The 25,984-nt window shown below is 61.1% G+C and carries 23 protein-coding genes and 1 tRNA gene; 6 read left to right on the forward strand and 18 right to left on the reverse strand.

Annotated features, from left to right (window positions below):
* Positions 1-54 precede the first annotated feature (54 nt).
* The 3 genes from AC1RJY_RS10725 to AC1RJY_RS10735 all read left to right on the forward strand — a co-directional run bounded on the left by AC1RJY_RS10725 (position 55) and on the right by AC1RJY_RS10735 (position 4,276).
* Positions 55-1,293 carry a hypothetical protein gene (locus AC1RJY_RS10725; protein ID WP_017200939.1) on the forward strand — a complete coding sequence of 413 codons (1,239 nt, stop codon included), beginning with the start codon at positions 55-57 and terminating at the stop codon, positions 1,291-1,293.
* 232 nt (positions 1,294-1,525) lie between these two features.
* Positions 1,526-3,439, forward strand: a complete 1,914-nt coding sequence (locus AC1RJY_RS10730) for a WecB/TagA/CpsF family glycosyltransferase (protein WP_498602275.1) — start codon at positions 1,526-1,528, stop codon at positions 3,437-3,439.
* Entirely contained in the window at positions 3,440-4,276 is an 837-nt protein-coding gene (locus AC1RJY_RS10735; RefSeq protein WP_017200937.1) for a glycosyltransferase, read from the forward strand.
* A gap of 25 nt (positions 4,277-4,301) precedes the next feature.
* Here the strand turns inward: AC1RJY_RS10735 and AC1RJY_RS10740 are convergent, their stop codons facing one another.
* From AC1RJY_RS10740 to AC1RJY_RS10800, 13 genes are all read right to left on the reverse strand, one after another.
* Positions 4,302-5,663, reverse strand: a complete 1,362-nt coding sequence (locus AC1RJY_RS10740) for an O-antigen ligase family protein (RefSeq protein ID WP_498602276.1) — start codon at positions 5,661-5,663, stop codon at positions 4,302-4,304.
* On the reverse strand, positions 5,650-6,351 hold the full coding sequence (locus AC1RJY_RS10745) for a hypothetical protein (protein WP_498602277.1): 702 nt from the start codon (positions 6,349-6,351) through the stop codon (positions 5,650-5,652). Before AC1RJY_RS10745 ends, AC1RJY_RS10740 begins: the two co-directional genes overlap by 14 nt.
* 2 nt (positions 6,352-6,353) lie before the next feature.
* On the reverse strand, positions 6,354-7,013 hold the full coding sequence (locus tag AC1RJY_RS10750; protein WP_237715857.1) for a hypothetical protein: 660 nt from the start codon (positions 7,011-7,013) through the stop codon (positions 6,354-6,356).
* A gap of 249 nt (positions 7,014-7,262) precedes the next feature.
* Complete coding sequence (locus tag AC1RJY_RS10755) at positions 7,263-8,162, reverse strand: glycosyltransferase (protein ID WP_498602278.1); 900 nt, start codon at positions 8,160-8,162, stop codon at positions 7,263-7,265.
* Entirely contained in the window at positions 8,152-9,318 is a 1,167-nt protein-coding gene (locus AC1RJY_RS10760; protein WP_498602279.1) for a glycosyltransferase, read from the reverse strand. Before AC1RJY_RS10760 ends, AC1RJY_RS10755 begins: the two co-directional genes overlap by 11 nt.
* A complete protein-coding gene (locus AC1RJY_RS10765; RefSeq protein WP_498602280.1) occupies positions 9,318-10,592 on the reverse strand; it encodes a glycosyltransferase in 1,275 nt (424 codons plus the stop codon). Before AC1RJY_RS10765 ends, AC1RJY_RS10760 begins: the two co-directional genes overlap by 1 nt.
* Positions 10,589-12,061 (reverse strand): oligosaccharide flippase family protein, encoded by a 1,473-nt coding sequence (locus AC1RJY_RS10770; protein WP_498602281.1) that lies wholly within the window; start codon positions 12,059-12,061, stop codon positions 10,589-10,591. Before AC1RJY_RS10770 ends, AC1RJY_RS10765 begins: the two co-directional genes overlap by 4 nt.
* Positions 12,058-12,720, reverse strand: a complete 663-nt coding sequence (locus AC1RJY_RS10775) for an acetyltransferase (protein ID WP_011774839.1) — start codon at positions 12,718-12,720, stop codon at positions 12,058-12,060. The genes AC1RJY_RS10770 and AC1RJY_RS10775 overlap by 4 nt, the downstream gene beginning before the upstream one ends.
* Positions 12,717-13,880, reverse strand: coding sequence for a DegT/DnrJ/EryC1/StrS family aminotransferase (locus AC1RJY_RS10780; protein ID WP_014921909.1), 1,164 nt, complete (start codon positions 13,878-13,880; stop codon positions 12,717-12,719). The genes AC1RJY_RS10775 and AC1RJY_RS10780 overlap by 4 nt, the downstream gene beginning before the upstream one ends.
* The gene (locus AC1RJY_RS10785; RefSeq protein WP_498602282.1) at positions 13,877-14,896 is read right to left on the reverse strand and encodes an NAD-dependent epimerase/dehydratase family protein; all 1,020 of its coding nucleotides are present in this window, start codon (positions 14,894-14,896) and stop codon (positions 13,877-13,879) included. Before AC1RJY_RS10785 ends, AC1RJY_RS10780 begins: the two co-directional genes overlap by 4 nt.
* On the reverse strand, positions 14,893-16,002 hold the full coding sequence (locus tag AC1RJY_RS10790) for a Gfo/Idh/MocA family protein (protein ID WP_011774836.1): 1,110 nt from the start codon (positions 16,000-16,002) through the stop codon (positions 14,893-14,895). The genes AC1RJY_RS10785 and AC1RJY_RS10790 overlap by 4 nt, the downstream gene beginning before the upstream one ends.
* Positions 16,003-16,059: 57 nt before the next feature.
* The gene (locus tag AC1RJY_RS10795) at positions 16,060-17,739 is read right to left on the reverse strand and encodes a sugar transferase (protein WP_011774835.1); all 1,680 of its coding nucleotides are present in this window, start codon (positions 17,737-17,739) and stop codon (positions 16,060-16,062) included.
* A 267-nt stretch (positions 17,740-18,006) separates the two neighbouring features.
* Positions 18,007-18,264: a hypothetical protein gene (locus AC1RJY_RS10800; protein ID WP_011774833.1), complete on the reverse strand. Its 258-nt coding sequence runs from the start codon at positions 18,262-18,264 to the stop codon at positions 18,007-18,009.
* A gap of 39 nt (positions 18,265-18,303) precedes the next feature.
* On the opposite strand from AC1RJY_RS10800, the gene AC1RJY_RS10805 reads away from it, so the two are divergent.
* On the forward strand, positions 18,304-18,537 hold the full coding sequence (locus AC1RJY_RS10805) for a DUF5703 family protein (protein WP_011774832.1): 234 nt from the start codon (positions 18,304-18,306) through the stop codon (positions 18,535-18,537).
* A gap of 10 nt (positions 18,538-18,547) precedes the next feature.
* On the opposite strand, the gene AC1RJY_RS10810 is transcribed toward AC1RJY_RS10805, so the two are convergent.
* Both AC1RJY_RS10810 and AC1RJY_RS10815 read right to left on the reverse strand, forming a co-directional pair.
* Positions 18,548-19,705 (reverse strand): acyl-CoA dehydrogenase family protein, encoded by a 1,158-nt coding sequence (locus tag AC1RJY_RS10810; protein WP_011774831.1) that lies wholly within the window; start codon positions 19,703-19,705, stop codon positions 18,548-18,550.
* A 28-nt stretch (positions 19,706-19,733) separates the two neighbouring features.
* On the reverse strand, positions 19,734-21,038 hold the full coding sequence (locus AC1RJY_RS10815; RefSeq protein ID WP_043470269.1) for a M20/M25/M40 family metallo-hydrolase: 1,305 nt from the start codon (positions 21,036-21,038) through the stop codon (positions 19,734-19,736).
* A gap of 268 nt (positions 21,039-21,306) precedes the next feature.
* On the opposite strand from AC1RJY_RS10815, the gene AC1RJY_RS10820 reads away from it, so the two are divergent.
* Positions 21,307-21,389 (forward strand) — tRNA-Leu (locus tag AC1RJY_RS10820).
* A 152-nt stretch (positions 21,390-21,541) separates the two neighbouring features.
* Here AC1RJY_RS10820 and AC1RJY_RS10825 read toward each other — a convergent pair.
* The 3 genes from AC1RJY_RS10825 to AC1RJY_RS10835 are packed head-to-tail and all read right to left on the reverse strand — an operon-like array spanning position 21,542 to position 25,168.
* Positions 21,542-22,468, reverse strand: coding sequence for a MaoC/PaaZ C-terminal domain-containing protein (locus tag AC1RJY_RS10825; RefSeq protein WP_210063807.1), 927 nt, complete (start codon positions 22,466-22,468; stop codon positions 21,542-21,544).
* A complete protein-coding gene (locus tag AC1RJY_RS10830) occupies positions 22,465-23,805 on the reverse strand; it encodes a 3-oxoacyl-ACP reductase (protein WP_014921905.1) in 1,341 nt (446 codons plus the stop codon). The genes AC1RJY_RS10825 and AC1RJY_RS10830 overlap by 4 nt, the downstream gene beginning before the upstream one ends.
* A gap of 10 nt (positions 23,806-23,815) precedes the next feature.
* Positions 23,816-25,168 carry an acetyl-CoA C-acetyltransferase gene (locus AC1RJY_RS10835; RefSeq protein WP_014921904.1) on the reverse strand — a complete coding sequence of 451 codons (1,353 nt, stop codon included), beginning with the start codon at positions 25,166-25,168 and terminating at the stop codon, positions 23,816-23,818.
* Here AC1RJY_RS10835 and AC1RJY_RS10840 point away from each other — a divergent pair.
* Complete coding sequence (locus AC1RJY_RS10840; RefSeq protein ID WP_014921903.1) at positions 25,167-25,955, forward strand: TetR/AcrR family transcriptional regulator; 789 nt, start codon at positions 25,167-25,169, stop codon at positions 25,953-25,955. The genes AC1RJY_RS10835 and AC1RJY_RS10840 overlap by 2 nt on opposite strands.
* Positions 25,956-25,984: the final 29 nt, after the last annotated feature.

The following is a 25,984-nucleotide window of genomic DNA, read 5'->3' on the forward strand; positions in this document are numbered from 1 at the left end:
CTTGGTGCGCTGGTATTGGCAAGCACAATACCAGGCACTGTACGAGTGACGGCGATGCCTTCTCAGCCCGGTACGGTGAACACGCCCGGGCAAGCCGCATCAACCCTCTCTGAGCTTCCCAGGATTCCCTGGGACGGCGGGCCGGCATACTGGAATCAATTTGCCAAAGCAGCCGCAGCCGGATGGGACGACCCTTCCTTCTTTCCTATTGCAGTTTGGTATGGATCTCCGGGTAGCGACGCGCAACTGAAGTACGACAAGTCTCTGGGCATCAACACGTATGTGCAAGGTAACCCCGATGCATCCAGCGCTGAAATCGCTGCCAACGGCATGTTTACCCTCTTCGCTCCGGATGACGCGCCGGCAGACTGGGACCGACAAGTGGGCACTGTGCTGGACGATGAAGTGGACGGGAGGTACCACCCCGTCCCAGGGCTTGCTCGCATGAGGCAACTTGCATCCCAGCACGATCCGGCCAAGACAGGTAGGTTTACCTACGCAAACTGGACTGCAGGCATCATCACGTACGACGTCTCCATGCAGTACTCCACGGACTATTACAACACCGTGAATGTGAACTCGGTTGATCAATACTTCTACGCCGTACCCCAGTGCGACTGGGGGGAGGGAGCGCTAAGGTGGCGGACTCCGATTGGGCAGAACCCGATCAATCCTTCAAACTGCCGCACTGCTTCAAGCTATGGGAAGATCATGTCCCTTCAGCAAGAGGTCAATGCAGCCCGTAGTGTGTCAGCCCCATTGTGGGCACTTCCCACCGTTATCAGCACCGGTGGTTCGAAGGGCGGGTATCGGCAATTGAGCCCGGAACAGGTCCAGGCACAGGTATGGGCATCCATCATTCACGAGGCACGTGGCATTGTGTGGTTCAGCCAGTCTCCGGACCAGCAAAACGTCAACGATTGCATCAGCGGGGATGCTTTCCAAGACGCCAGGATCCACAGTGCCGACTGCCTTAAAGAACAAGTGGCCGCCGTTGGTGCCGTGAACAATGCGATCAGGTCTTACGCGCCGATCCTCAATACCCAGTCTTATGCCTGGGACTTCGGTGCCGGCACCGACACCATGTTGAAGGTCAAGGATGCTGATGCCTACATATTCGCCATGACCGATGACGGTGGTGTTGGCACCAGAGTGTTTACGCTTCCCGCCGGATTGTCCGGAACCACGGTTGAGGTGGTGCACGAAAACCGGTCAATACCCATCCAGGACGGACAGTTCACGGATGCATTCCCGAACGAATACTCTCATCATGTTTACCGCATAGCACTTTAGGAGAAGTCCGGGCGGAACCTGCCGGGTAGATGCATCCGAGACTCTGGCGGAGACCGAAAAATCGGCCTACAGTAGGCCTACGGCAGCCTCTGGCAGGAGGCCGGGAGACAACTCAAGAAAACATGTCGACGTGGCGGAGCTATTCCGCCACCCACGATCCTGGCAGTGCAGCAGCCACGGATCGTGGGCCACATGGTTATGCCTTGAGCTTGCCCCGAGCCTGGAGCCGAGAATGCTGCTACCGAAGACCACGCCCACCCGAAACGCACTTCATCGGGTACTCCCCCAAACCTCCTCTACACACGCCATCGCCGGTGGCAGTCTCCTTTTCCACCGTCCTACGAATCCGCCTGAGCGGAGTGAGGCTGTCCCCGCCGCGTCACTTGTAGGCCTGGGCGGCGTACCGGTGAAACTCATGGAGTTCAACGCCGCGGTTGAACATATCCTGGGCAGGGCAGTCGAGGCGGGCGCACCGCCTTTGGGTGTCTGCTCCGCAAACCTCGACCACATTCGCCATTTCGGGGCGGGCGGACGCTGGTCCGACACCCTGGACCAGGCGGGGACCGTTGAATGGCTAACCCTCATAGATGGAGCGCCGTTGGCGACGGAGGCCCGGCGTCTAACGGGCAGGGCGTGGCCGCGCCTGGCTGGCAGCGACCTCGTGGGACCGTTGCTGGATGAAGCGGGGCTGCGGGGGCTTAGCGTTGGTTTCCTTGGCGGGTCAGCAGAAGCTCACAACCTGATTCGCGAGAACTTCGCTGTGGACCGGCCGAACCTTGCGGTGGCCGGTTGGTGGGCTCCGGCGCGGACCACGCTGAACGACGATGCGGCGTCCCGCCAACTTGCCCTTGGGATTTCCGAGGCGGCTCCCGACATTCTGGTCGTTGGATTGGGAAAGCCCCGGCAGGAACTCTGGATTTCGGAGTACGGCCATTTGACCGGCGCCAAAGTACTGCTGGCCTTCGGTGCTGTTGTGGATTTTCTGGCCGGGCACGTCCGGCGGGCTCCGTCCTGGATCAGTTCCAATGGGCTGGAGTGGGCCTGGAGGCTGGCAATGGAACCGCGTCGGCTGTCCCGTCGATACCTCGTGGACGGGCCCGAAGCATATTTCCGGTTGCGCAGGGACAGCAGTTTGTCCGTCCCACCGTGGACGCCGTCCATCCGCCTTGCCTCCGTCGTCCCGGAGCGTGAGCCCAGCCGCGCTCCGGGTACCTTTGTGTCGTCAAGTGCCACCGCTGATCTCGCCATTGTCATTGTCACTTACAACAATGCAGACGATGTAGGACCGTTGATCTTGGGACTCCGGAAAGAAGCAGTAAACCAGTCCATCAAGGTGGTGGTAGCCGACAATTCCGCAAACGACCTCACGCGCACAGAACTCGCGCGCCATCCCGATGTCACGGTCGTTGCAACCGGAGGAAACCTGGGCTACGCCGGCGGTATCAACGCCGCACTTGCGCAAGCTGGAGAAGCTGGAGCCTATCTCATTCTGAACCCGGACCTCCGTGTCGAAAAGGGCGCGATCAGGGCAATGCTCAAGCGCATGAATGAATCCGGCGCTGGAATGGTGGTGCCGATGTTGTTGGACGATGACGGCAGCGTGTATCCCTCCTTGCGTCGCGAGCCGGGCATTCTGCGAGCGCTTGGTGACGCGGCCTTGGGCAGTCATTTTAAAGCCCGCCCTGGTTGGTTGTCCGAGATGGACTTTGATGAAGAGAGCTACCGTCACGGGCACCAGGTGGATTGGGCTACTGGTGCTGCGCTCTTGGTAAGCGCCGAGGCAGCGACGGTGGTGGGCGCTTGGGACGAAAGGTTCTTCCTTTATTCGGAAGAGACGGATTATTGTCATCGTCTGAGGGCGTCGGGTTATTCGATCTGGTTTGAGCCGGCGGCCAGGATGTGGCACACGCGTGGTGGTTCCGGGGCGTCGCCCCAATTGGCAGCGCTTATGTCTGTGAACAGGGTCCGCTATGCGGAGAAGTATTTCAATCAGAGCCGGGTGCTGGCATTTCGCTGTGCCGTGCTCGTTGCGGAGGTCGTTCGCCTGAATAAGCCTGGTCACCTGGTCGCTGTGTGGGCTTTGGCCAGCAAGCGGCGGAGGGATCTCCTCCCCCACGCTGTGCGGAGTGCGGATGGAGGCCACTGAATGCCCGCGGCTTTTCCCTCGGGCGCTGTCATTATCCCTGCGCATAATGAGGCCGCAGTGATCGAACGGACACTTCAGTCCCTCAGTGAAGTCATTGGATGGGGAACAGTTGAGGTGGTCGTGGCCTGCAACGGGTGCACGGATGGCACGGATGCGATCGTGTCCCGGTGGGAGGGTGTTTCTGTACTTCATGTGCCGGAGGCGTCGAAGGCTGCTGCGCTGAATGCCGGCGACCGGTGCACTTGCTTGTGGCCGCGTCTCTACTTGGATGCAGACATCGAAGTGAACACGAAGGCGCTCAGGGCCGTTTTCACGGCGTTGGAGGATGGCGCCCTTCTGGCAGCACGCCCGGCATTTCGTTACGACACCCAGGGTGCTTCTGTGCCCGTACGCGCTTACTACCGGGCCCGTAGCCGGATTCCAGGCAACGCGCAGGGCCTGTGGGGCGCAGGTGTTTACGCGTTGAGCCGGCGCGGGCATGATCGCTTGGGTGAATTTCCTGCCCTTACGGGCGACGACTACTTTGTGGACAGGCTGTTTGATGAACGGGAGAAAGCTGTACTTCCTACGGAGCCGGTAATTGTTCGAACGCCCCGGACCACTGCTGCGTTGTTGGCGGTCTTGCGGCGTACATATCGTGGAAATACCGAGCAGGACGTTGCGACTGGTGGTGCGTCCTTGACACGGACGCTGCGGGAGTTGATCGCTTCAGTGCGGGGGCCGTGGACGGCTTTTGACGCTTTCATCTACGCCACGTTCGCGATTGTGGGTCGCCGTGGTGCGTCGTTGTCCGCCAAGTCTTCCCCCGTTTGGGAAAGGGATGAAAGTCGCCGCTAGCAGATCAGCCCGGCTTGGACCTTGCTCAGTCGTTCCCGGCAGGGGCGGCCTCTTCCTTCAGGTGTTCTTTCAGCTGCGCGTCAGCGAGTTCACGATGCGAAATCCGCCACAGCGCTCCAGCAATTCCAAGCATGAGGAATAATAGGCTGGCCGCCATGGGGAAGGCAAAAGCATCAAAGAATCCAAAGGCCAGGGCGGCCGCCGCGATGGAGGCCAGTACTGATTGACTCATTTGACGCTGTTCATTATTGCTTGCCAGCCTGCGTGCCCGCCAGGCGCAGAACATTCCGGCAGACACCAATAGCAGGAAGGCGACAAGACCTGCTATGCCGAGCTCGACCAAAAGTCCAAGGTATTGGTTGTCAACGATGACGTACGCCGGGAGGAAGGTTCCGAACCCGCGGCCCAACACCAGTTGTTGGCTTGCCATTCCGAAGGCAGTGGAGTATCCATTCGTTCGTGAGCTGATGCTGGGGTCATTGGTGCCTACGGTAAAAAGGCCAAAGAGCGTCCCGATCATGCCGGGGGTAACTACGTATATGACTGCGACCAGTAACGCCGAAACAACCACAGCCCGTCGTCGGAGTTGTTTGGGCCACACCGGCAAAAGAATGAGGAAGGCCAAAGCCATACAGATCAGCGCGGCTCTTGAGACTGACAACATGGCAGCCACTGCAATCAGGCCCACCGGGATCCACCATAGGACTCGGCGCTTCGTGACGTCGTTGAGGGCGAGTGTGATGGCGATAGGTAGGGAGGCGGACAGTACTACTCCGTACTCGAGAGGGTGCATGGACATGCCTGCTGCCCGAACAAATCCGCCGCGGGAGTCGATGTTTGCCAGCTCGGAACTGACGCTGAGGCCCGGTATTCTGATCCATTCGATCAGTGACGATCCAGTGGCAAACTGGAGCAATCCCAGAGTTGCTGTCAATCCGCCTACAAGGGCGATCCGGCGGAGCACCTTCCTGACTCCTTCACGGGTAGTCAGGCCATCTGCTGCGATCAGCAGAATCCCGGCCCAGCCCGCCAACCTCAGCAAACCGGCGTCTGCAGGGCTGGCTTCGCTTTCGGGTAGTCCTCTCACCATTGCGTAGGCATAGCTGGCTAGGGCGACCATGAGGAACGCTGAGATGCCAATGCGTAAGGGGTGGAAGCTCTTGGTGAATGATTTGGTGCGTTGTAATTGGTGAAGAATCCACCATGCCAATCCCAGGAGCGCAAACAGCGTGTTCGGTCGGCCGACGGAACCCAGGGATGCGATGACCAGGTTCGATGGCAGTGCAAAGGTCAGCACCAAGTACACGGTGAGGAACATGGGGGCATCGGATTTCCGGGCCGCTCCTTGGGTACCTTCGCTGTGGAGCAAACCATTAACCCGGTACATGGGACTTTCCCTCTGCTTGCTGCACACGCGTAGTTTGCTTCTTTGGGGTCCTGCTTCGACGAGGCCGTGCGTCGATGATCACGGCGGCTAATGTTGAAAGCGTGGCTGCTATTCCTACCCAGAAGACGGCGCCCTTGACGCGGTTGATTTGGGTTCCTCCGCCGAAAACAATCTCCGGGCTTGACGGTGAAGTGAGCGTAGTTATCAGGTCCTGTTGGACCCCGGCCTCAGTTTGCAGGGCCAGTGATGCAGCGTTGATTTGGTCAATGACACCGTTTAGGACTTCCTTCACCTTTTGAGCACTGGAGTCAACGACTTGAACGGAGAGGACCGGCCATCGGAAGCTCTTGGCCCACTGACCACCACTGTTCAGTAGATTCACCGAGTAACCATGCCGTACACCGGCGCCATAGAGGGTTCCGCTTGACAGCGTGAGGTCCACCGAAGCCGAGTTGTAGTTCACGCGTCGTTCCACCATTGCTGCGAAATCGACCAGCGAGGCGTAGTCATCGCCGGGGATCCAATATGCGGGCTTTCGGTCTGGAGCCACAAAGGTGACTTCAGCCTTTGTCCAGTACACAGGTTCAGATGACCGGACGGCGCCCAGGGACGCGAGACCGACGACGATTCCGATGGCCAGGATGTACCAGCGCCTGGCCATGATGCCTAGGAGGACGGCTGCGGTCATGATTATCCCGGCCTGGACGAGCTGGGTACGACGGTGACTGTTTCACCTGCGAGGTAAGCCGGATCGTCGGCTTTGGGCCGACTACGTGCAGGGCGACCGAGGGATGATGGCTTGTGGACGTGGTGCGAGTTCAGGATGGGGACTGCAGGTTGATTGACTGTGCCGCTGGCAGAGGCACGCGACACGGTCTTTTGCCGACGGCGAGCCGGGTTTGGCGGCTTTGGTCCAGTGTGATTTGCGGGTCCTTGTGTACTCCTGCGACTCTTCCTTGTCAGAAGCAAGCCATCGAGCAGCACAGTGATGATGACGGTGAAGGCTGTCCCTCCGGCAGCAGTTACGAGGATGAGCTGAGTCCGCGCCTTGACCTCTGGAACAGCCTTGCTGTCCTCCAACAGGTTCATTGTGGAAATGCGGGATGCGTTAGGAACGTTGAGCACGTCTTGTAGTTCGGTTAGAGCCACCGGGGCCTGATTCATGACCGTGTCCAAGACCTTGAGTGCTTGGTCGGCGTCGTGTGAAGTGGCCGTGATAAGGAGGATGGCGCCGCTCGTTCCACGGTCGGCTTCAGCTGTGAACGTGGCTGCCCCGCTCTGCTCGCGGATGTTCTCCTTGAACTCTTCGGAGGACATCTTTCGCGTCAGGATGTCAAGAGCCTCGCTCATGCCGCCTAGCCCCAAATATGGATTGCCTGTCTCTCCAACGCTTTGGGTTGAGGGCAGCAGAACCAAACTTGCCTGGGCCTTGTAGTTGTCGGGAGTGCTCCGTTGAAGGATGAAACAGGTACCCGCGGTCAGGGCAAGCCCAAGCACAACAATGAACCATCGGCGTCCCAGGCTTTTCAATATCTTCTGTACCTGCATGTCCCGCACTTACCTCTCATTCGATGACTTAGGGTTGGACGGCCATTTGGCTCACGGCCCTGGCATGGTGCTTTTCCTACTTGCGACGGCCGTTTTGATCCGATCAATCCCTTGGCGTCCCAGCAGTGCAATGGTGACTGCCTTGGCAGTGCATCGAATCAGCTCCCGTAGAACCCTCAGTGGCGACTCAAAAACGCGGTCCGCGATGATCGTCTGCAAGCCGGGGTTGGGCACATCCTCCAAAAGGCTGTGAAAGAGGCGCCGGTATGGCTCGGGGGCTACACGGCGACCGCGAATCCGGTTGCTCACATTGTGGTCATGTACCACCTGCAGCCATGCCGGTGAGCCATGGAGCGTCCTGACGTTCATGGAGTTTCCCAGCATGTTGTGCCATGCGGCCCAACATGTCACGGGTGTGGACCAGTTTGCGCTCACGGAGCAAAACGCGTTGTTGGGGTCGTGCCTGAGGAAAACGGAGCCATTTCCCTTAACAAGGCCGGAAGCAAGGTAGATGGCTGTGCTGCCCTCGCCGCCGGCAGCCTTTTGTAGTCGCTCAACGAAATCCACTGCCAAACCGTCGTCGTTATCCAGGTTGGTGGTGAGGAGCAGTTGGCGATCGCCTCGAACTGCTGCCCGAATGTCTTGGAGCAGTTCGGAAGGGCTGACAGCTGTCCTGAACAGGGGTAAAAAGGTCCGGTCCCGGTTCAGCTGCTGGATGCGATCCAGCAGCCATACCGGACTCTCCGGATCGAAGTAGATGATCCAGTGAAAGTCCTGGTTGGTTTGGGCTTTCACGGAGGGAAGGCAGTAGCGCTCGAAAAGCACCATTCGTTCTCTCAGCCACCCGTCCTGGGCCCTTACAAGGCTCTCGAAGCCTTGGGAGGGAAGGTTGAAACGCGTCAGGAAGACGTGATCAAGCGAATCGGCGGTTGTCCGGTTGTCATCGATCATGGTGTCCTCCTCGAACGGACTCAGCAACGGCGTCCGGGGGTATGTGTTGTCCGCAGAGGTCCCGGATGGTTGAAGCCCGCACTTCCCAGGAGTTTGCCTCCGCGACTCGCCGCATGTCGTCGCGTTGCTGTTGATCCGGATGATGGTCCAAGGCTCCCCTGACCAAATCCACGAACTCTGCGCGGTCACCGGCAACGAACAAAGCGCTGCACTCCAGCAAGCTGACTGATGGCAGGTCCGTTGCTACGACGGGCAGTCCCGCAGAAAGATATTCCAGCGTCTTAAGGGGGAAGCTGGACCTGTTGAATTCAGTGTTGGCATACGGAGTGATCCCTACCGATGCTGTCTCCAGGAGCCGGCGTACCTCTCTGGGCCGAACGTATCCACGCCAGTCCACATTTCCCCTGCTCAGGAAAGCATTGAGTCTTAGCTTGGCTGCGGGGTCGGACGCAGTCCGTGGGCCAAGGACCAGGATGTCGAGTTCGGAGTCGGCCAACGATTCGAGCACATCCAGGTCCAGGCGCTCATTGAGCTGCCCAACCAGGGCCGTGATGGGCCGCCGGCGATTATCGGTAGTGCGCCTGACGGGCGGACGACAGCCGTTGGGAAGAACGCCCACGGGCCGCCCCGCGAAGCTGGACATCTTCGCAGCCAATCCAGGCGAAACAGCAGTAACAACGTCTGCCGCCGCTAAGTTGCGTTCAAGTGAACGACGCAGGTAGCTCGACGGGAACCCAATGAGGTCAGCTGCGGCCAACCAGTCATCTGTCAGATGGAGCAACCGTGTCCCGGCAACATTCGCGGGAAATGCCACAACGGGTGAAGCGTTGATGACGGCCGCTGGCGGACGGCCGGAGAATCGGATGGCTTTTTCCATGCAGTGTGTTGAGATTGCATGAGTGATGGGACGGCCAACACTGGAACTGAAAAGCGGGGGTGCTGGAAGCCGGAGACGCTTGAGGTGCGGGGTCAGGATTTCCGGAACGCCGCGGAGACTTCTCACCATGTACTTCCGTACATCCCCAAAACGGAAAACCGGCGCAGGCTGATCAACCCACAGCACAGGACCGGCTACCGCGAGCGATTCCACCAGAAGGCGGTCAGTGCCGGGCAGGCCATCCCACCGCCCCCCGGAGATATACATGATGGTTTCCATCAGACCCCCCTGGCGACGTGTAGCCCCGGCCCTGCAGCGTGGCTGGCAACAGGGCGTGCATTGAAGTCGTCCCGTGGCAGTCGTCGCAGCACGCGCTGAGAACGTCGTATCCCCACATAGCCGGCGTATCGGCCTATGGCTGCCACTTCAGACGCCATGGTCGCAGCCAGGCCAGGGCGGGCAGCGGCAAAATCCTCGTAAAGGCGCACCTGACGTCGAGCAGCGGAGTCCAATGAGTACCTCTGCTCGACGACCTGCCGACCCAAGACCCCCAAATCGCGGCGAAGTTGCTCATCGTTCATGAGCGCTCGCAGGATGGCGAGTAAAGCGTTTTGTCCTTCGCCGCCTGAACCCGGACCGGATCCGTACCATCCTTGCCACAGGAAAGTAGGCAGGGAATCGGGTGTGAGAAGTTCCCAAAACCCGCGCTCACCTTGCACCACAAGGGGCTTCCCGAAGGACAGGCCGCGCAATGCTGAACCACCCATTCCCAACACCACATCCGCAGCAGCGTAGGCAGGCCGCGGATCCGCGAGCTCACCAGTGAGCGTCACCGTCTCCCGCCCAGTGGCCGCGTTGATAAGTGCAGCCCGGCTTGCGACTGCATCCGACGCCGGACCTGTTCCCGTGATGATCAGCCTCACCGGATGTTCAAGGGACAACAGCCGTACAGCATCCATGGCGCTCATAAGGCCCTCAAGCTTCAATTCCTGCGCCAGGCGTGAAACACAGACAACGGTCAGGGAACGATCAGCCAGTGCAAACTGCCGGGTAAATGCGTCCAAGCCCACCGTCGCGGACGCCTGGTTGGCGTGCGTGTCCACCGGCGGCTCCATGACGTGCACTTCTCCCCTCCCCCGGGAAGACTCCCAATGATGGATCTGCTCAGTACCCACCATGAGCGGCATGGACTTTGGAATGAACGGAGCCACGGCCATGGACATGACGGTGGCAACGGCCGTAGTCCCACGGACCACTTTGGAAGCAGCCAAGCACTCCAAGGCCGGCGGCCACTCGTATCCGTGAAGAACGTCCACACCGCGCTCGCGAACAGTGCGTACCAAGGCGCTGATGACAGTTGGCGAAGGACGCTTCCCGGGAAGTGGTGCGGGAACGTACTCCAATCCCAACTCGACAGCCGTTTGCGCCAGTGGACCAGGTTGCCCAAAGAGCAGGACATCGTGCCCCAAGCGCTGTACGGCTGCGCCCAATTCAATTGCATTCAGCTGGCTGCCGCCCAGGCGGAGGTCGTGTGGGTAAACGAGGATTCTCATGTCCAGGCCTCCTCAGGGCCCCGACCACGGCCCCAACGCCGGACGTCGGCAATGTCCCGCCTGCCGAACGCAAGCGTGAGGACCATCGCAACAACGCCCACACCAGCAGAAAAGAGAACAGCTTCCATCGGTGACCGCACAGATTGGCTCAGCAGCGCGCAACCAATACCGGCAGCAACAGCCACCAAGAAGGGCCGGAAAAGTCGACCGGCCAACGCCCGCAGTGAAACGTTCGCCCGCTTCATGGCCCTGAGGTACATCGGTGAGGTCACCACAACAGCAACGGCCACCGGCGCTGCAGCCAGTCCAAACATGCCGCCATAAATGGCCCCAACAATCAGGGCGGGGACCAAAGCTGCGAGCGCCATCAGTTGGACCGTGAAAATCGGACCAGACAAACCAAGAATGACCAGGTAGTCATAAAAAAGCTCGTGAAGCACTCGCACGGCGGTCAGCGGAGCCAACCAAAAAAGGGCGAGGCCGGCCGGAGCCCAGGCATCGCCATAAACCAGCATGACCAGTGGGACAGCGCATCCCATCATTACCGCGCAGACCGGCAACAGTACTGCTCCAAGCGCCCCTGTCAGGGACAACAGCGCCGACTGCATGTCCCCCGGCCTGTCCTGCAACCTGGCAAAGGTAGCAGGTGCCACGCTCCGAAGGGGCGGAGACAACAAACTGGAAGGCCAACCAGCCATATTGAACGCCATGACATACAGGCCCAACGCGACAGGCCCCAGCATCTTTCCCGCAACGAGTTGATCAACGTAGCCAACCGCAAAGACCACCATACTGGCGCCGGCAAGGGGCAGCCCGAAGGCCAGCAATTGCCTGGCAACCTTCGACGAGAATCCGAAACGGTAGGGCAAGGGAGAATAGATGAGGAACAGGACGCCGGCTACCAAGCTGGCCAGGGCCCGACCAACGGCAAGGCTCATGGCGCCCATTCCGGCGATCACCATGATCAACGAGGCGCCAGCCCCCAGCCATACATTGACTTGGTCAATGACCATGCGCTGGCCTTGACGGAAGTTCCGTTGCAGCAGGGCTGCAGGGGTGGCCACCAAGCCGTTCAGCACGATGCAGACCGCCATTACACGGACCACATCCGTGGCTGCTTCATTTCCCATGGCGGCCGCGAAGTAGGGTGCAGCTGCATAGGAAACGGCGAAGAGCAGGACACTGCATGTTGCCGAAATAGTGGTAACGGTTGCCGCTATGGCCTTCGGGTCACCCGGCCAGCGAACGATCGCGAGGCTGACCCCCAATTCATTGAAGCTCAGGACCGCAACCAAAGCTACAAACGCTACGGCGTAGGTTCCGAATTCTTCGGGACCCAGCAGGCGTGCCAGCGCGATGCCGATTCCGATCGTGCCCAGCTTCGTGATGAAAGCGTTGACCACGCTGATCACGAATGCCCTGGTGGGCGTTGGTGTCCGCCGGGGAGTGACCGGGCTCCGAAGTGTCACTGGGCCCCCTCCAGCGCCGGAGAGTTGCCCCGCCTGATCACCCGGGCAGGGACACCGGCCCACGTCTCGTCTTCCGGGACGTCGCTGAGGACGGCAGCGCCCATTCCGATCGTTGCTTTCGCACCGATGGTCAGGCGCTCGCGGACACTGGCATTCATTCCTATGTAGGCTGCCCGGCCGATGTGGACGTTGCCGCCCAGTGACACGCCGGAGGCCAACGTGACGTAGTCGCCGATGAGGTCATCGTGGGTGAAGGTTACTCCCGGCATCGCGACGACATGGCTGCCGATAGTGACGGATGCCGTCATGCTGACGTGGGCCAGGATGATGCTTCCGCGGCCAATCAAGCAGCCCTCGGGAACGTTCACAGATGGATCGATCGCTGTCGCGTAGCGGTCATCGTCGAGTCCGAGTGTCCGTAGCCGCATTACGACGCCCTCCCGCCCACTTCCTGAGCCGATGCAGACCAGGAGCATCGCATGGGGGAATTTCAAGGCGTCGCGGATGGGGCCCAGCACATGGGCCCCATCTACTACGCGCCCAAGTTTGTCTTCGTCGTCGTCGAGGATCCCAATGACGTCGAAGGGCCCGCTGCTGCGGACCATGGCAAGCACCTCCCGGGCGAGGCCGCTTGCAGCAATGAGGAGTAGTTCGCTCATGGCTGTCCCGCCGCGCGCAGCACGGAGTCGATGACCCGGACTTGGTCCTGCAGTGACAGTTCGTGGTAGAGCGGCAGGATGAGCGTGTGATCCGACAACCATTCAGTAACGCCCAGCTCAGCCGAGCCGGTGTCCGCACCGGAATACGCGGGCTGCCTGTGCGCCGCCATGATTCCGCGGCGGGCAGAGATGCCGTCTCCGGCCAAACGGGTCAACAACGCCTCCCGTCCCAGCGGGAACGCCGGGCCGATCTCCAACCAGCACGATTGGAAGTTGCTGATGCCGTAATGGGGGTCGCTGACCAGCCGGAGGCCTTCGACGCCGGCGAAGGCGTTGGCGTAGGTAGCGGCGAGCTGACGCCGCCGTTGGACAACTGCTTGGAGACGGCCGAGTTGGACAAGTCCGACGGCGGCCTGAAGGTCGGTCATGCGGTAGTTGAACCCGACTTCGAGGTACTCCTCAGCAGGGGCGAGCAGGCTGGCGTGGCGGTCGGCGGCTGAAACGCTCATGGCGTGTTCGCGAAGCCGTCGTGCCCTGTCACCGTAATCCTGGCGAGGAGTGGTTATCATCCCGCCCTCTCCCGTGGTGAGGATCTTGCGCGGATGGAAGGACCATGCGGCCAGCTCGGCGTTGGAACCTACAGGTCGTCCGCGGTATCTGGAGCCGATAGCGCACGCAGCGTCTTCCACCACGATGATTCCGAGAGGATCGCAGAGTGCCCGGATGGGTTCCAGGTCAACAGGGACTCCACCTTGGTCAACGGCGATCACCGCTGTGGTGGCGGGTGTCAGGGCAGCCTTGATGGTTGCTGCAGTAACGCAGCCTGTATGCATGTCGACGTCGGCGAAGACCGGCCGCGCGCCCACGTATGTTGCCGCGTTGGCGGTGGCAATGAAGGAGAACGACGGCACCACCACGTCATCCCCTGGTCCAACTCCAGCGACGGCGAGCGCCAGGTGCAGTGCCGAGGTGCAGCTCGACGTTGCAATGGCAAAGTCGGCTTGTTGCTCGGCGGCGAAGGCGTCTTCGAATTGCCGCACCTTGGGGCCCTGTGCAACCCAACCTGATGCGATCACTTCAGCAACGGCTTGGGTCTCTTCTTCGCCAAGCCACGGCTTCATGACATCAATGCGGGCCAATCGGGTTTCGGAGATGGTCATCGCGCACCCACTGCCGGAGCTGTTGGACGACTAGTGGTGCGGGCTGCAGCGATCTCGGCCCGAAGCGGACGCCACCACGAAACCAGCGAGCGCAACCCGTCTTCCAAGCCAATGGCCGCCTCGAAGCCCAGGGCTTCGCGTGCTGCCGTGATGTCTGCAAGTCTTCGGGCAACTCCGTTGACGGCACGTTCCGGGCCATGTTCCAGTCGAAGTGGTGAGTCCATGACTTTCAGCAGTGTCTGTGCGAGTTCCGCCAGGCTGGTCTCGGTACCACTGGCCACGTTGAAGACGCCCTCGCGTACGTTGCTGACGGCAGCAAGGACATTCGCCCTGGCGACATCCGCGGTATGGATGAAGTCCATGGTTTGGTGCCCGCTGCCGAAAATCAGCGGGGGCTGGCCGTCGACAATCCGTTCCATCCAGCGGACCAGTACCTCGGTGTAGAGGCCGTGGACGTCCATGCGGGGTCCGTAAACGTTGAAGTACCTCAGCAGGATGTAGTCCAGGCCTGACATGGCTCGGAAGCTCCGTGCCATTCCTTCGTTGAAGGACTTTGCAGCACCGTAGAAGGTGTCGTTGTTGTGGTGGTGGTGGCTTTCTTTGGTGGGAAATTCCTCCGCCATGCCGTAAACGGAGGCACTTGACGCTGAGATGAGCTTGTCCACTTTGTGTGCTGCGGCGGCCTCGTAGACGTTGAAGGTCCCATCCACCAGTACTTCGAGGGCCAGCCGTGGTTCTTCCGCGCATTGGGTGATGCGGATGGCGGCTTGGTGGAAGAGAAGGTCCTTGCCCTTGGTGAGGTCGTGGACGAGGTCGCGGTCACGGAGGTCGCCTTCGATCAGCTGCACCCTCCCACTGGAGAGGGCTTCGTTCAGGTTTGCGCGTCGGCCGCGGACGAGGTTGTCCAGCACGTCTATGTGTTCCGCACCGGCGTCGAGCAGTTGGTCAACCAGCGTCGATCCAATGGTGCCGGCGCCTCCGGTGACCAGGACACGCGCCCCTGGAAGCTCTTTCATCGTGCAACCTGGAGGGAGACTTCATTCCCGGCGACGATTGTTGATTGTCCGTCTGTACCAAGGCTTTTGGTGACGGCTTCGAGCACGGACAAGACGCGGAGCCCGGATTCACCGCTGGTCCGTGGCGTTGTGCGGTTGCGGATGGACGAGGCAAGTTCACTGACCACCTGGCCCAAGGGTTCCCTTTCCTGCAGCGCCGGGGACCACGTGTCGCCGAGGCGGTAGGAGATGGCCGAGGTCCGTTTGTCTGCGGCAGATCTGGGTTGGTGCTCCAGGCTGACCCCGCGGTCGTAGACGCTGAGGCGTTGCTGGGGGTTGAGGTCGTCCCACACCAGGGTCCTCTTTGACCCTCCGATGATCATTTGCCTGATTTTGGTGGGGCTGAGCCAGTTCACATGAATATGGACCATGGCGTCATTGGGCAGACCGAAGGTGAGGTGTCCAACGCAGTCCCTGCCCGTTCCCAGGGGATCCGCGCCGTGAGCTGAAATTTCCGTGGGATGCAGGCCGCCGGGCAGGACGAAGTCCAGGATGGAGAGGTCATGCGGGGCCAGGTCCCAGAAGACGTTGACGTCCGGTTGGACGAGCCCCAGATTGATGCGGACGGAATCCACGTACAAGATATCGCCCAGGGCGCCGCTGGACACCAGTTCCTGGATCTTGAGGACCGCCGGAGTGAAGCAATACGTGTGGTCTGCCATAAGGACCAATCTCCTGGCTTTTGCTTCGTCCACCATCTCCAAGCCCTTGGCCCGGCTGTCGGCCAACGGCTTTTCCACCAGGACGTGTTTACCTGCGCGCAGGGCCGTCATCACCACTCCATGGTGGGTATGCGCCGGCGTCGCTACGGCTATGGCGTCCAGGTTGTAGGTATCCAACAGCTCGTCCAAGGATTCGACGACGGCCACCCCACCGACCGTCTCTGCGAGCTTCAGGCCGCGTTCGACGTCGAGGTCGCAGATGGCCACGAGATCCCAGTCCGGGCTGGCCTTGAGGTTCCGTGCCAGATTGGGCCCCCAATATCCTGCCCCGACCACCGCGATTCGGAGCTTGGCTTGTAGTCCGTGGCCGTTCAGTTGTCCTGATGGAATGGTTCGTATGCTCATTTCCCACTCTGCTTCTATGTTGACAGCGCGATTTGCTTGGTTTGTTGCAGATACTGGTTAGTAGGCTCCGGAGGGTTGAATCATTGCCCTGAAGGTCCGCCACATGATGATCAGGTCTCCCGCTATGGACCAGTTCTCGACGTAGTAGAGGTCCAGCCGCACGGCCTCATCCCATGGAAGGTCGGACCGCCCGTTGATTTGCCACAAGCCGGTGATACCGGGCTTGATGAGCAGCCGACGATGCGTGTGGCGTTCGTATCCACTGACTTCCCGGGCCAGGGGTGGCCGTGGCCCCACCAGGCTCATGTTGCCCACCAGGACATTCCAGAACTGGGGCAATTCATCGAGGGAGTACTTTCGCATCCACCGGCCGCAACGGGTGATGCGGGGGTCGCCGCGGATCTTGAAGAGTACACCTGCGCCCTCATCCCGGGTATTGAGTTCTTCCAAACGCGATTCGGCGTCCACCACCATGGAACGGAACTTCAGCATGTGGAAGGTGGTGCCCCTCCTGCCAACCCGCTCCTGCCGGAAAAGTACGGGGCCGGGGCTGTCATGGTGGACTATGGCGGCGAGGAGCAGCAGGATCGGTGACAGGATCAGCAATGCCGACGCCGAGACCGTAATGTCCATCAAGCGCTTGAGCGTGTGCTTGCCCCCGGAGTAATGCGGGATGTCCACGTGCATCAGGGGAAGTCCCTCGACGGGCCGCCAGTGGATGCGCGGGCCGGCAACGTTGGTCAGGGTGGCTGCGAGGACCAGCTCCGCGGCATTTTCCTCCAGCTGCCACCCCAGCTCTTGAATGAATTGGTTTCCTCCGGGAACGGGGCCGGCCACAATTACTGCGTTTGCCCCTGTTTGCCGGACTGTGTGGGCGATGCCGTAGATCGACGACAGGACAGGGACGCGGAGGTGGTCCACCTTCAGCACCGCACCACGCCGGGCACCTGGAAGACATGCTCCGAGGATGTCGTAGGCGGCGCCGGACTTTCGGTTGATCTGTTTGATGACGTATCTGACGTCCTGGGGTTCACCCACAACGATCGCGCGGGAGAGGCAGCGCCCACGGGACTTTTCGTGACTCAGCCACCGGCGGAAGCTCCACCTGCTGCCGGTGAGCGCCACCAGGCCAAGGGGCAGGGAGACAAGCACGAATGAACTAACGGCATCGAGCCGGAAAACCACGGCAACGATGCCCAGGAAGCCAAATACGCGAAAACTGGCCGACAGGACGCGCTTGTACTCCTCGGGTCCTACGCCGAGAACTTTGGGATCCCGGGTGCGGTAGACCTCCAGTGCACCCAACCAAACCAGGCCAAGAATCAATCCCGTCATCAGATGGTGCGTGAACGCAGGGCTTTCCGCTGCCAAGGACAGGCCATTGGTGTTGAGCGCAAAGCCCGCGAACACAGCCGCAGCAACGAGGGCCGTGTCCGACATGCGAAGGCTGTTGGTCAGCGAGTGCGTCCAGTCGGAGCGGCCCCGGCGAGGGAAAGTGATCCGAGGGGTCCTGCGGGTGACTGGCGGCACGAAGTCCAGGGTGACCTCGGACCTCGGTGCCGCCAGTCCCGCCTTTTCAGTCCGTTGTGCAGCAACGGACTTGTCAATCCAGGGAGACGCCGGCGGATTGACGTCGGCGATGGCATTTTTTGCGGGAAAGGCTGACCCCGCCAGGGCATGGTCCGCACCCGTGGGTGCCGCTACCTTGCCTATACGCAAGACTGGAACTTTCACCATGTCAGCCTTCTTTGCAGACCTGCCATTGCCTACTTATCAGTGAAGCGGCGGCGGTCAGGAGGCGCACCAGTAGTCTGTACTCAAGTTTGCGCAGGATTACCCATTGCATCTACGTGCGAGTACCTAGCCGGCGGCGACCACACTACGTGTTTTCGGGCTCGGCGACGAGGTGGAAAACGCCGGAAATCCGGGCTGGAAACGGCACAAGAACGCGCCAGGAAGCCACGAAAAACCGGCCACCCAGTGGGTGGCCGGTCATCAGGGTATTTAGTCCTCTACGATTTCCAGGTCTTCGTCCAGAACCTCGTCGTCTTCCTCATCTTCGTCGTCAAAAACTTGAAGCGGAGTAACCTCGGAATAGGCCTCGTAGAGTGCGTCTTCATAAACCTCGAAGGCGTCAGCGACGGCGAAAAATGACGCTTCGACGTTGGGGTCACCTTCGCCCCTGCGCGCGGATGCGGCAGCGAGATGTTCTTCCAGGGCGGCGGTCAGTGATTGAAGCGCGACACGCGGATCGATGCTCATGACTTCACGTTAGCTGGAAAAGGACGAAAATGGAGAGGGATGAGAGAACAATTTCCGGGCAGCTCCGTTGAGCGCCAACGAGACTACGCACGTCAGTACGAATACCTCGTTCTGACGGTGGGACCTGACGATTCGCTGCCGGACGCCCGGCGCCGGCTTGCCGAGCATTCCGAATACGGCAAGTGGGAACTCGAGCGCAGCGTGCTCTATCTCGGAGGCGGCCGGCGCTTTTGGCTGCGCCGTAAAGTCTATTCCGTGCAGCGAACCGTCTAAGCGTCCGCCGCTACTCCAAGGGCCCCAACCACGCGTTGGCCACGGTGTTATGCGCGGATTCATCATTTGACGGATGGAAGATACCGGCAAGCACATCCCGGTACAGGCGCTCCATTTCGGAGCCGCGGAAGTAACTGGATCCACCAGTAACCCGGATGGCCAGATCCACTACGTGGCGTGCATTTTCTGTGGCGCGGGACTTGATCCCCACAAGCTTTGGAAACCAAAGCGCCCCGTGATCCACCAGGTTGTCGACGTCTCGCGCAACGGCGGATATCTGCGGATAGATCCCATCCATCGCCAACGCGGCGTCTGCCACTTTCCAGCGGATATCCGGATCCTGCGCATAGCTGCGGCCACCGTACTTGGCTGACACACGACGCTTCACATTTTCCACGCCCAGAGTGAACGCTCGCTCGGCTACGCCGGTGTACACAGCGGCGAGCAACGTTTCGAAACAGGCGAAGATCGCGAAGATCAGCAGGTCCTTGTTGGGTCCCACGGGCAGTTTGCGGAAGATGCGGTCCGGGGGAATCACTGCCCCGTGCAAGAGGGTGGTGTTGGATGCACTGGCACGCATACCCAAGGTGTCCCAGTCGCTCAGTGTTTCGTGGCCCGGCTCATCGCGGCGGAGGAATCCAAAGACGAGCTCACCCTCTCCGTCCCTGGCATCGATATCCTTGCCAAAAGTGCCCAGCCGGGTCCAGCCGCGCGAGAGGCTGGTGAAGATCTTCCGGCCGGTGAACCGGTAGCCTCCATCGGGCAGCAGCTCTGCAACCGTGCCGGAATCGAACAGCATGGAATCGTTGCCGGCCTCGGAGATGCCGAAAGCAAAGACCTCACCCTGTCCGGCTTCCTTGAGTACGAAGTCCAGCGAGTCGTCTCCCCTGGCCGCCATGACCTGCGCGACGCCGGTCCACACCAGGTGCATGTTCACGGCCAGCGCTGTGGCCGGTGCAGCCGTGGCGAGACGCTGCTGCAGCGCGGCTACTGCTTCGAGACCGAGTCCGGCGCCGCCGTCGGCCTCCGGTACGAACAGCTTCAGGTAACCGGCGGCCGCCAGGTCTTCCAGGTCTTCGTGGAAGAACTGGTTGTTCTGGTCGTATCCTGCTGCGCGGCCACGGAGCCGTTCGAGCAGTTCGTCGGGCAGGATTTCTTCGGGAGTCATGACGTGGAGCTTCTTCCGGTGATTGCCGTTAGTAGTTAGTCAGCAGCGTGTTCAGGACGCGGGCACCGAACTGGAGGGATTCGGCCGGCACGCGCTCATCAACACCGTGGAACATCCCGGTGAAGTCGAGTTCGTCGGGCAGCATCAGAGGAGCGAACCCGTAGCCGGTGATGCCGATCTTGCTCAGTGATTTGTTGTCCGTGCCACCGGAGAGCGTGTAGGGAAGGACCTTGGCGCCCGGGTCTTCGGAGTGCAGCGCATCAATCATGGAGTCCACCAGGTTCCCTGCAAACGGCACCTCCAAGGAAACATCCTTGTTGACGTAGCTGATCTCGATGCCGTCCCCGGCGAGTTCCTTGATGGTCTCGAACACCAGCTCCTGCTGTCCGGGCAGTGTGCGGCAATCCACGAACGCCTCGGCAGACTCAGGGATGACGTTGTGCTTGTATCCGGAACGCAGGAACGTGGGATTGGAAGTGTTCTGAAGGGTGGCACCGACGAACCGGGCCACGGTACCAAGTTCCTTCAGCAGGATGTCCGGGTTGTCGGCGTCGAACTCGACGCCGGTGAGTTCGGTGACGCCGTCCAGGAACTGTCGGGTGGTGGGCGTCAGCTCCACAGGCCACTTGTGTTCGCCGATGCGGGTCACAGCACGGGCAAGGCGGGTAACAGCGTTGTCGGTGTTGATCTGGGAGCCGTGTCCTGCCCGGCCATGGGCTACGAGGCGCAGCCACGAGAGGCCCTTTTCCGCAGTTTGCAGCAGGTAGGTCCGCTGTCCGCCGATCGTGGCAGAGAACCCACCTACCTCGGAAATGGCCTCTGTGGCGCCATCAAAAAGTTCGCGTCGGTGCTCTACCGCGTACCTGGCGCCGTAGGTGCCGCCGGCCTCTTCATCTGCGAAGAAAGCGAAAATGATGTCGCGCTTGGGCTTGCGTCCTGTCCTGGCAAAGTTCCGCATGACTGAAAGGATCATGGCGTCCATGTCTTTCATGTCCACGGCGCCGCGACCCCAGACCAGGCCGTCCTTCAACTCGCCGCTGAACGGGTCCACGCTCCATTGGTCTTTGAGGGCCGGGACAACATCAAGGTGCCCGTGCACTACCAGGGCGTCCGCCGACGGGTCTTCTCCTGCCATGCGGGTTACCACGTTGGCGCGGCCCGGGGCTGACTCGAAGATCTCAGCTTCAAGTCCAACCTCGGTGATCAGCCCGGCTGTGTACTCAGCTGCCGCACGCTCCCCCGGCCCCGAGTCGTCTCCGAAGTTGGAGGAGTCGATGCGGATGAGCTCCTGGCAGATCCGGACGACTTCGTCTTCGGGGCGGATGACAGACATGGAAACTCTCCTTGCGTTGCTGGGCTGCAGGTTCCGGTGACGCACGCTGTGGTTTTCCCAGCGTTTCCGTCCCGTGTTCCCTCAGCCTACTCACCAGCAGCGGGCTCAGTCAGGTATTCGTTTCGCCGTGGGTCTTGGGACGCGCCTGCAGAGGAGCCCTGATCCGCGCCGATTTTTCAGCGCCCTGAAACCGTGTTAGAGTTTTTCTCGCTGCTTCGGAGGAAAGTGAAGCGCCGCAAGGTGCAAAATGAACTTCTGAACACCACCTGCGCGGGTGGCGGAATGGCAGACGCGCTAGCTTGAGGTGCTAGTCCTCGAAAGGGGGTGGGGGTTCAAGTCCCCCTCCGCGCACAATCACAAGGCCTGAAATCTACGGATTTCGGGCCTTGTTTGTTTTCCCGGCTTTCCCGGGCAAGTTGCGATGCGACCTTGATCACTATGGAATTAATGACGACGGCGGCAGTCACCTTGTGAGTGACCGCCGCCGTCCCATTTCGCGGACTTCAGAGCAAGGCCGAAACGCTGCCAATGAAGTGCCGCCTGCCGCTGCGGGGATTCCACGCAACGTAGTCCGATCGTTCCCAGCGTCCAGAAGCCGACTGGACCGTGGTGATGTCCAAGGCAACCCGCGTTGGCAGGAACACGGGAGCCTCAAAGGCCACGTCCCAGATGAAGGAATCCGCCTTGACGGCACCAACGTCAGCCAGCGCACGCGAGGCCAAGTACATGCCGTGCGCAATGGATCCTCGCAGCCCCAGTGCTTTGGCCGATAGGACACTTAAGTGGATCGGATTGAAGTCACCCGAAACGGTGGCGTAGCTGCGCCCGATGTCCAGGCCAAGCTGCCACAGGGCAGTGGGGTCCGGGGGTGAGAAGTCCGAGGCTCCCGATGCTCCGTTGACGCTGCCCGGCTTGTCGATGCCCGGCAGGAAGACGCCCTTGGCAAGGTAGGTGGAGACGCCTCGCCACAGCAGGTCTCCGCTGGAGCCGGCGTGGACCTCCGCCACCAGGTCCAGCATTGTTCCCGCCCTGTGGGCGGAGAGGTTCTCCGCCCAGGACCGGATATCCAAAGAGTCGGAGAAGTGGATCGGCATCCGCTGCTCTACGTGGTTCCTTAGGTGGATCATGCCCAGGAGCGGCAACGGGAAGTCGTCGCGGTTCATGACACTCATGGAAACAGGAAAGGCTAAAGCGTGGACATATCCTGCCGGGAGAATATCGCTTGCCGTCTCCCCTACCAGGTGCTGGTACGCGGTCAGGTTGCCGACGTCGGCCCGGACCCCCCTCACCTCGTGACTGACAGCCGGCAACTTCGTCTTTCCTGTGCTGGCCCCGAGGACCCGCCTACGGGCTGCCGTTGTGGCCGCGTTGACGTACAGCTTGGACAGCGATGGCAGCTCACCGAGGATAACGGGCTGGGGATGGTTCATGCTCCCACCAGTTGTTGTCCACAGACGCGAAGTACTTCTCCGGAAATTCCACCGGCAGCATCGCTGGAAAGGAAGGCAATGGCTTCCGCCACGTCCTGGGGCTGCCCGCCTTGCTTGAGAGAGTTGAGCCTGCGTGCTGCCTCGCGGATGGCGAAGGGCATTTTGGCGGTCATTTCGGTTTCGATAAAGCCCGGGGCAACTGCGTTGATCGTCCCCCCAAAAGACTCCATCAGCGGGGCGGTGGACCTGACCATTCCGATGACGCCCCCCTTGGACGCGCCGTAGTTGGTCTGCCCCCTGTTGCCGGCGATGCCGCTGGTGGACGCGACCGAAACGATTCGCGGCGAATCCCTGAAATACTCCGACGCCAAAAGGGCCTCGTTGATTCTCAGCTGGGCTGCGATGTTGACGGCGATGACAGACTGCCAACGGCCCTCGTCCATGTTGGCCAAGAGCCTGTCGCGGGTGATTCCGGCGTTGTGGACTACGATATCGAGTCGCCCATGGCGTTCCACGGCGTGCTCGATGATGCGATGGCCGGCGTCATCCCGACTGATATCCAGCTGCAGGGCTGTCCCGCGGACCTCGTTGGCAACAGCTGCCAGGTGGTCTCCAGCCGCGGGGATGTCCACGGCCACGATCTTGGCCCCGTCGCGGTGCAGGGTCCGGGCGATGGCGGCTCCGATTCCCCGTGCTGCGCCGGTGACCACTGCCACCTTGCCGGAGAGGGGTTTGTCGGCGTCGTTTGGCAAGCTGCCCGACGTTGAGCGGATGGTCAGGAACTGCCCATCCACATATGCGGAGCGGCCCGAAAGGAAGAACCGCAACGCCCCCAGGGCCGAAGGGCTGGTGGTCGCCAGATGGTCATCCAAGAGAATGCCGTTTGCCGTGGCTCCCGACCGCAGCTCCTTGGCCAAGGACCGCAGCAGCCCGTCAACCCCCTGCCGCGCAGCAGCGGATGCCGGCGACTGGGCCGACTGCGATGTCCTCGAGATGGTGACAACCCGGGCGTTCGGCGAAAGGTCCCGCAAGGAGGCGCCGGCGGTAAGTACGGGTTTGCCCAGGTCTTCGGGATGCTGGACGGCGTCGAGCACCAGGATGATGGCACCCAACTTTTCCTTGGGCAGCGCGTTGCGCCGGACGTCCAAGCCCCAGCCGAGCAGGGAGGTGGCGATGTCATCGGCCCCTGCGCTGTCTCCGCTGACCAGGACCGGGCCCGTGATGAGCGGATCGCCGGGTTGGTGGCGTCGAAGCACAACGGGCTGCGGCAGGCCGAGCTTCTTGGCTACGTCCTTCCCCAGTCCCTGACTTACGAGCTGTGTGTATTTATCTGTCATCTCGCTCCCCCTACGCTGCTTCCAGAATGGCAACAACACCCTGACCACCTGCGGCGCACACGGAAATCAGGCCCCGTGCGGGGCGGCCGTTGACGGCACCCTTCTCATGGAGCATTTTTGCAAGTGAGGCCACGATCCTCCCACCTGTTGCTGCGAATGGATGGCCGGCAGCCAACGATGATCCGTTGACGTTGAGCTTGGCACGGTCCACTTTGCCCAGCGCTCCGTCAAGGCCCAGCCGCGTCCGGCCGAACTCCTCGTCTTCCCACGCCGCCAGGGTGCTGAGAACGGTCCCCGCGAAGGCCTCGTGGATTTCGAAGAAGTCGATGTCCTCAAAGGTCAATCCTTGGCGGGCCAGCAGGCGCGGGACTGCGAAAACAGGCGCCATGAGGAGGCCGTCCTTACCGTGAACGAAGTCGACGGCGGCCGCCTCGCCATCCAGGACGGTTGCGAGCTTGGGCAGGCCGTGTGAGTCGGCCCATTCTTCTGTTGCCAACAGGACCGCGGAGGCTCCATCGGTGAGGGGCGTCGAGTTTCCCGCGGTCATGGTCGCCTCGGCACCCAGGTTCTTGCCGAACACGGGCTTCAGCGTGGAGAGCTTCTCCAGTGTGGTGTCTGCGCGCAGGTTGGAGTCGCGGTTAAGGCCGCGGTACGGAGTGATGAGGTCATCGAAGAAGCCTCGCTCATAGGCGGCAGCGAGGTTGCGATGGCTGTTGAAAGCCAATTCATCCTGCGCTTCCCGGGAGATTTTCCACTGGGCGGTAGTGAGGGCTTGGTGTTCGCCCATCGACAGCCCTGTGCGGGGCTCTCCGGTGTTGGGGGCATCCGGCGCCAGGTCCTTGGGGCGGATCCGGCCGATGATCTTCAGCTTCTGCATGGGGGTCTTGGCCCGGTTCAGGTCCAGCAGGATTTCGCGCAGGCCTTCACTGACAGCGATCGGGGCATCCGATGCCGAGTCCACCCCACCGGCAATCCCTGAATCGATCTGCCCTAACTTGATCTTGTTGGACAACCCAAGAACGGTCTCCAGGCCGGTTGCACAGGCTTGTTGGAGGTCATATGCGGGGGTTTCGGGTGACAAGGCAGAGCCGAGGACGGCTTCCCGGGTGAGGTTGAAGTCCCTTGAGTGCTTGAGCACTGCCCCGGCTGCCACCTCCCCAATGCGTTCATCTTGGAGACCGAACCTGGCAATGAGCCCTTCCAGTGCAGCGGTGAGCATGTCCTGGTTGGAGGACTTAACATATGCCCCGCCAGTGCGGGCGAACGGAATGCGGTTGCCGCCCACGATGACCGCCGAGCGCGTTGCTTGAGGGGTGGAAGCCGGTTCCAAGGGCCCGTCCGTGGTCACGTCTGCTGCAGCCATGCTTATCTCCTTCGATCGATGCCAGTTACTGATACCCAGCGTACCTGATACGCTGGGTATCGTGAACAGTCGCCACGAAGAATCCACCAGCCCCGCCGGCTCCCCCGAGGTTGTCCTCGAAGTCCCCGGGGCCATGGAGTCCGAAGCCGTTGTTGACGGGCGAGCGGCACGGTGGCAGTCCCACCGTGAAGAGCGCCGGCGGGAACTGATCAAAACCGCCCGCAAGGCAGTTCACCGGCTGGGAAGTGACGCCTCGATGGAGGACATCGCCGGAGCAGCCGGAACGTCGAAGTCGGTCTTCTACCGCTACTTCGGGGACAAAGCCGGGCTTCAGCAAGCAATGGGCGAGGTTGTACTGGGTCAAATGCAGCGTCGCATGCAGGAAGCCGCCCAACTGGCCCAGACACCCCGCGAGGGGTTGTTCGCCATGGTTTCCGCGTACCTGCAGATGGCCGAGTCCAGCCCCAACGTCTACGCCTTCATCACCCGGCTCACTCCCGGGGAGGCTTCGGCCCAAGACGCTATCGCGGCCTCAGGCGCGTTGGGTAACTTCTTCGAGCAAATCACGGACATGATCGCGACTCCCATGCGGGAGCACCTCGGCGAAGAGAAAGAATCCGTCATCGTGTACTGGCCCACTGCCGCCATCGGACTGGTCAGGAACGCGGGCGAAATGTGGCTGGGAAGCCCCGCCAGCAGCACCAAACCCGACCAAGCAACCATGGCCGGGCAGATCACTGATTGGTTGTGCCTGGGCATCGCCCCGGAACTCAAGACCACCACCTGACGCAAGAAATGACTCATCAGTTGTCGGAA

It is taken from the genome of Arthrobacter sp. GW822-FHT05G07, assembly GCF_058799755.1.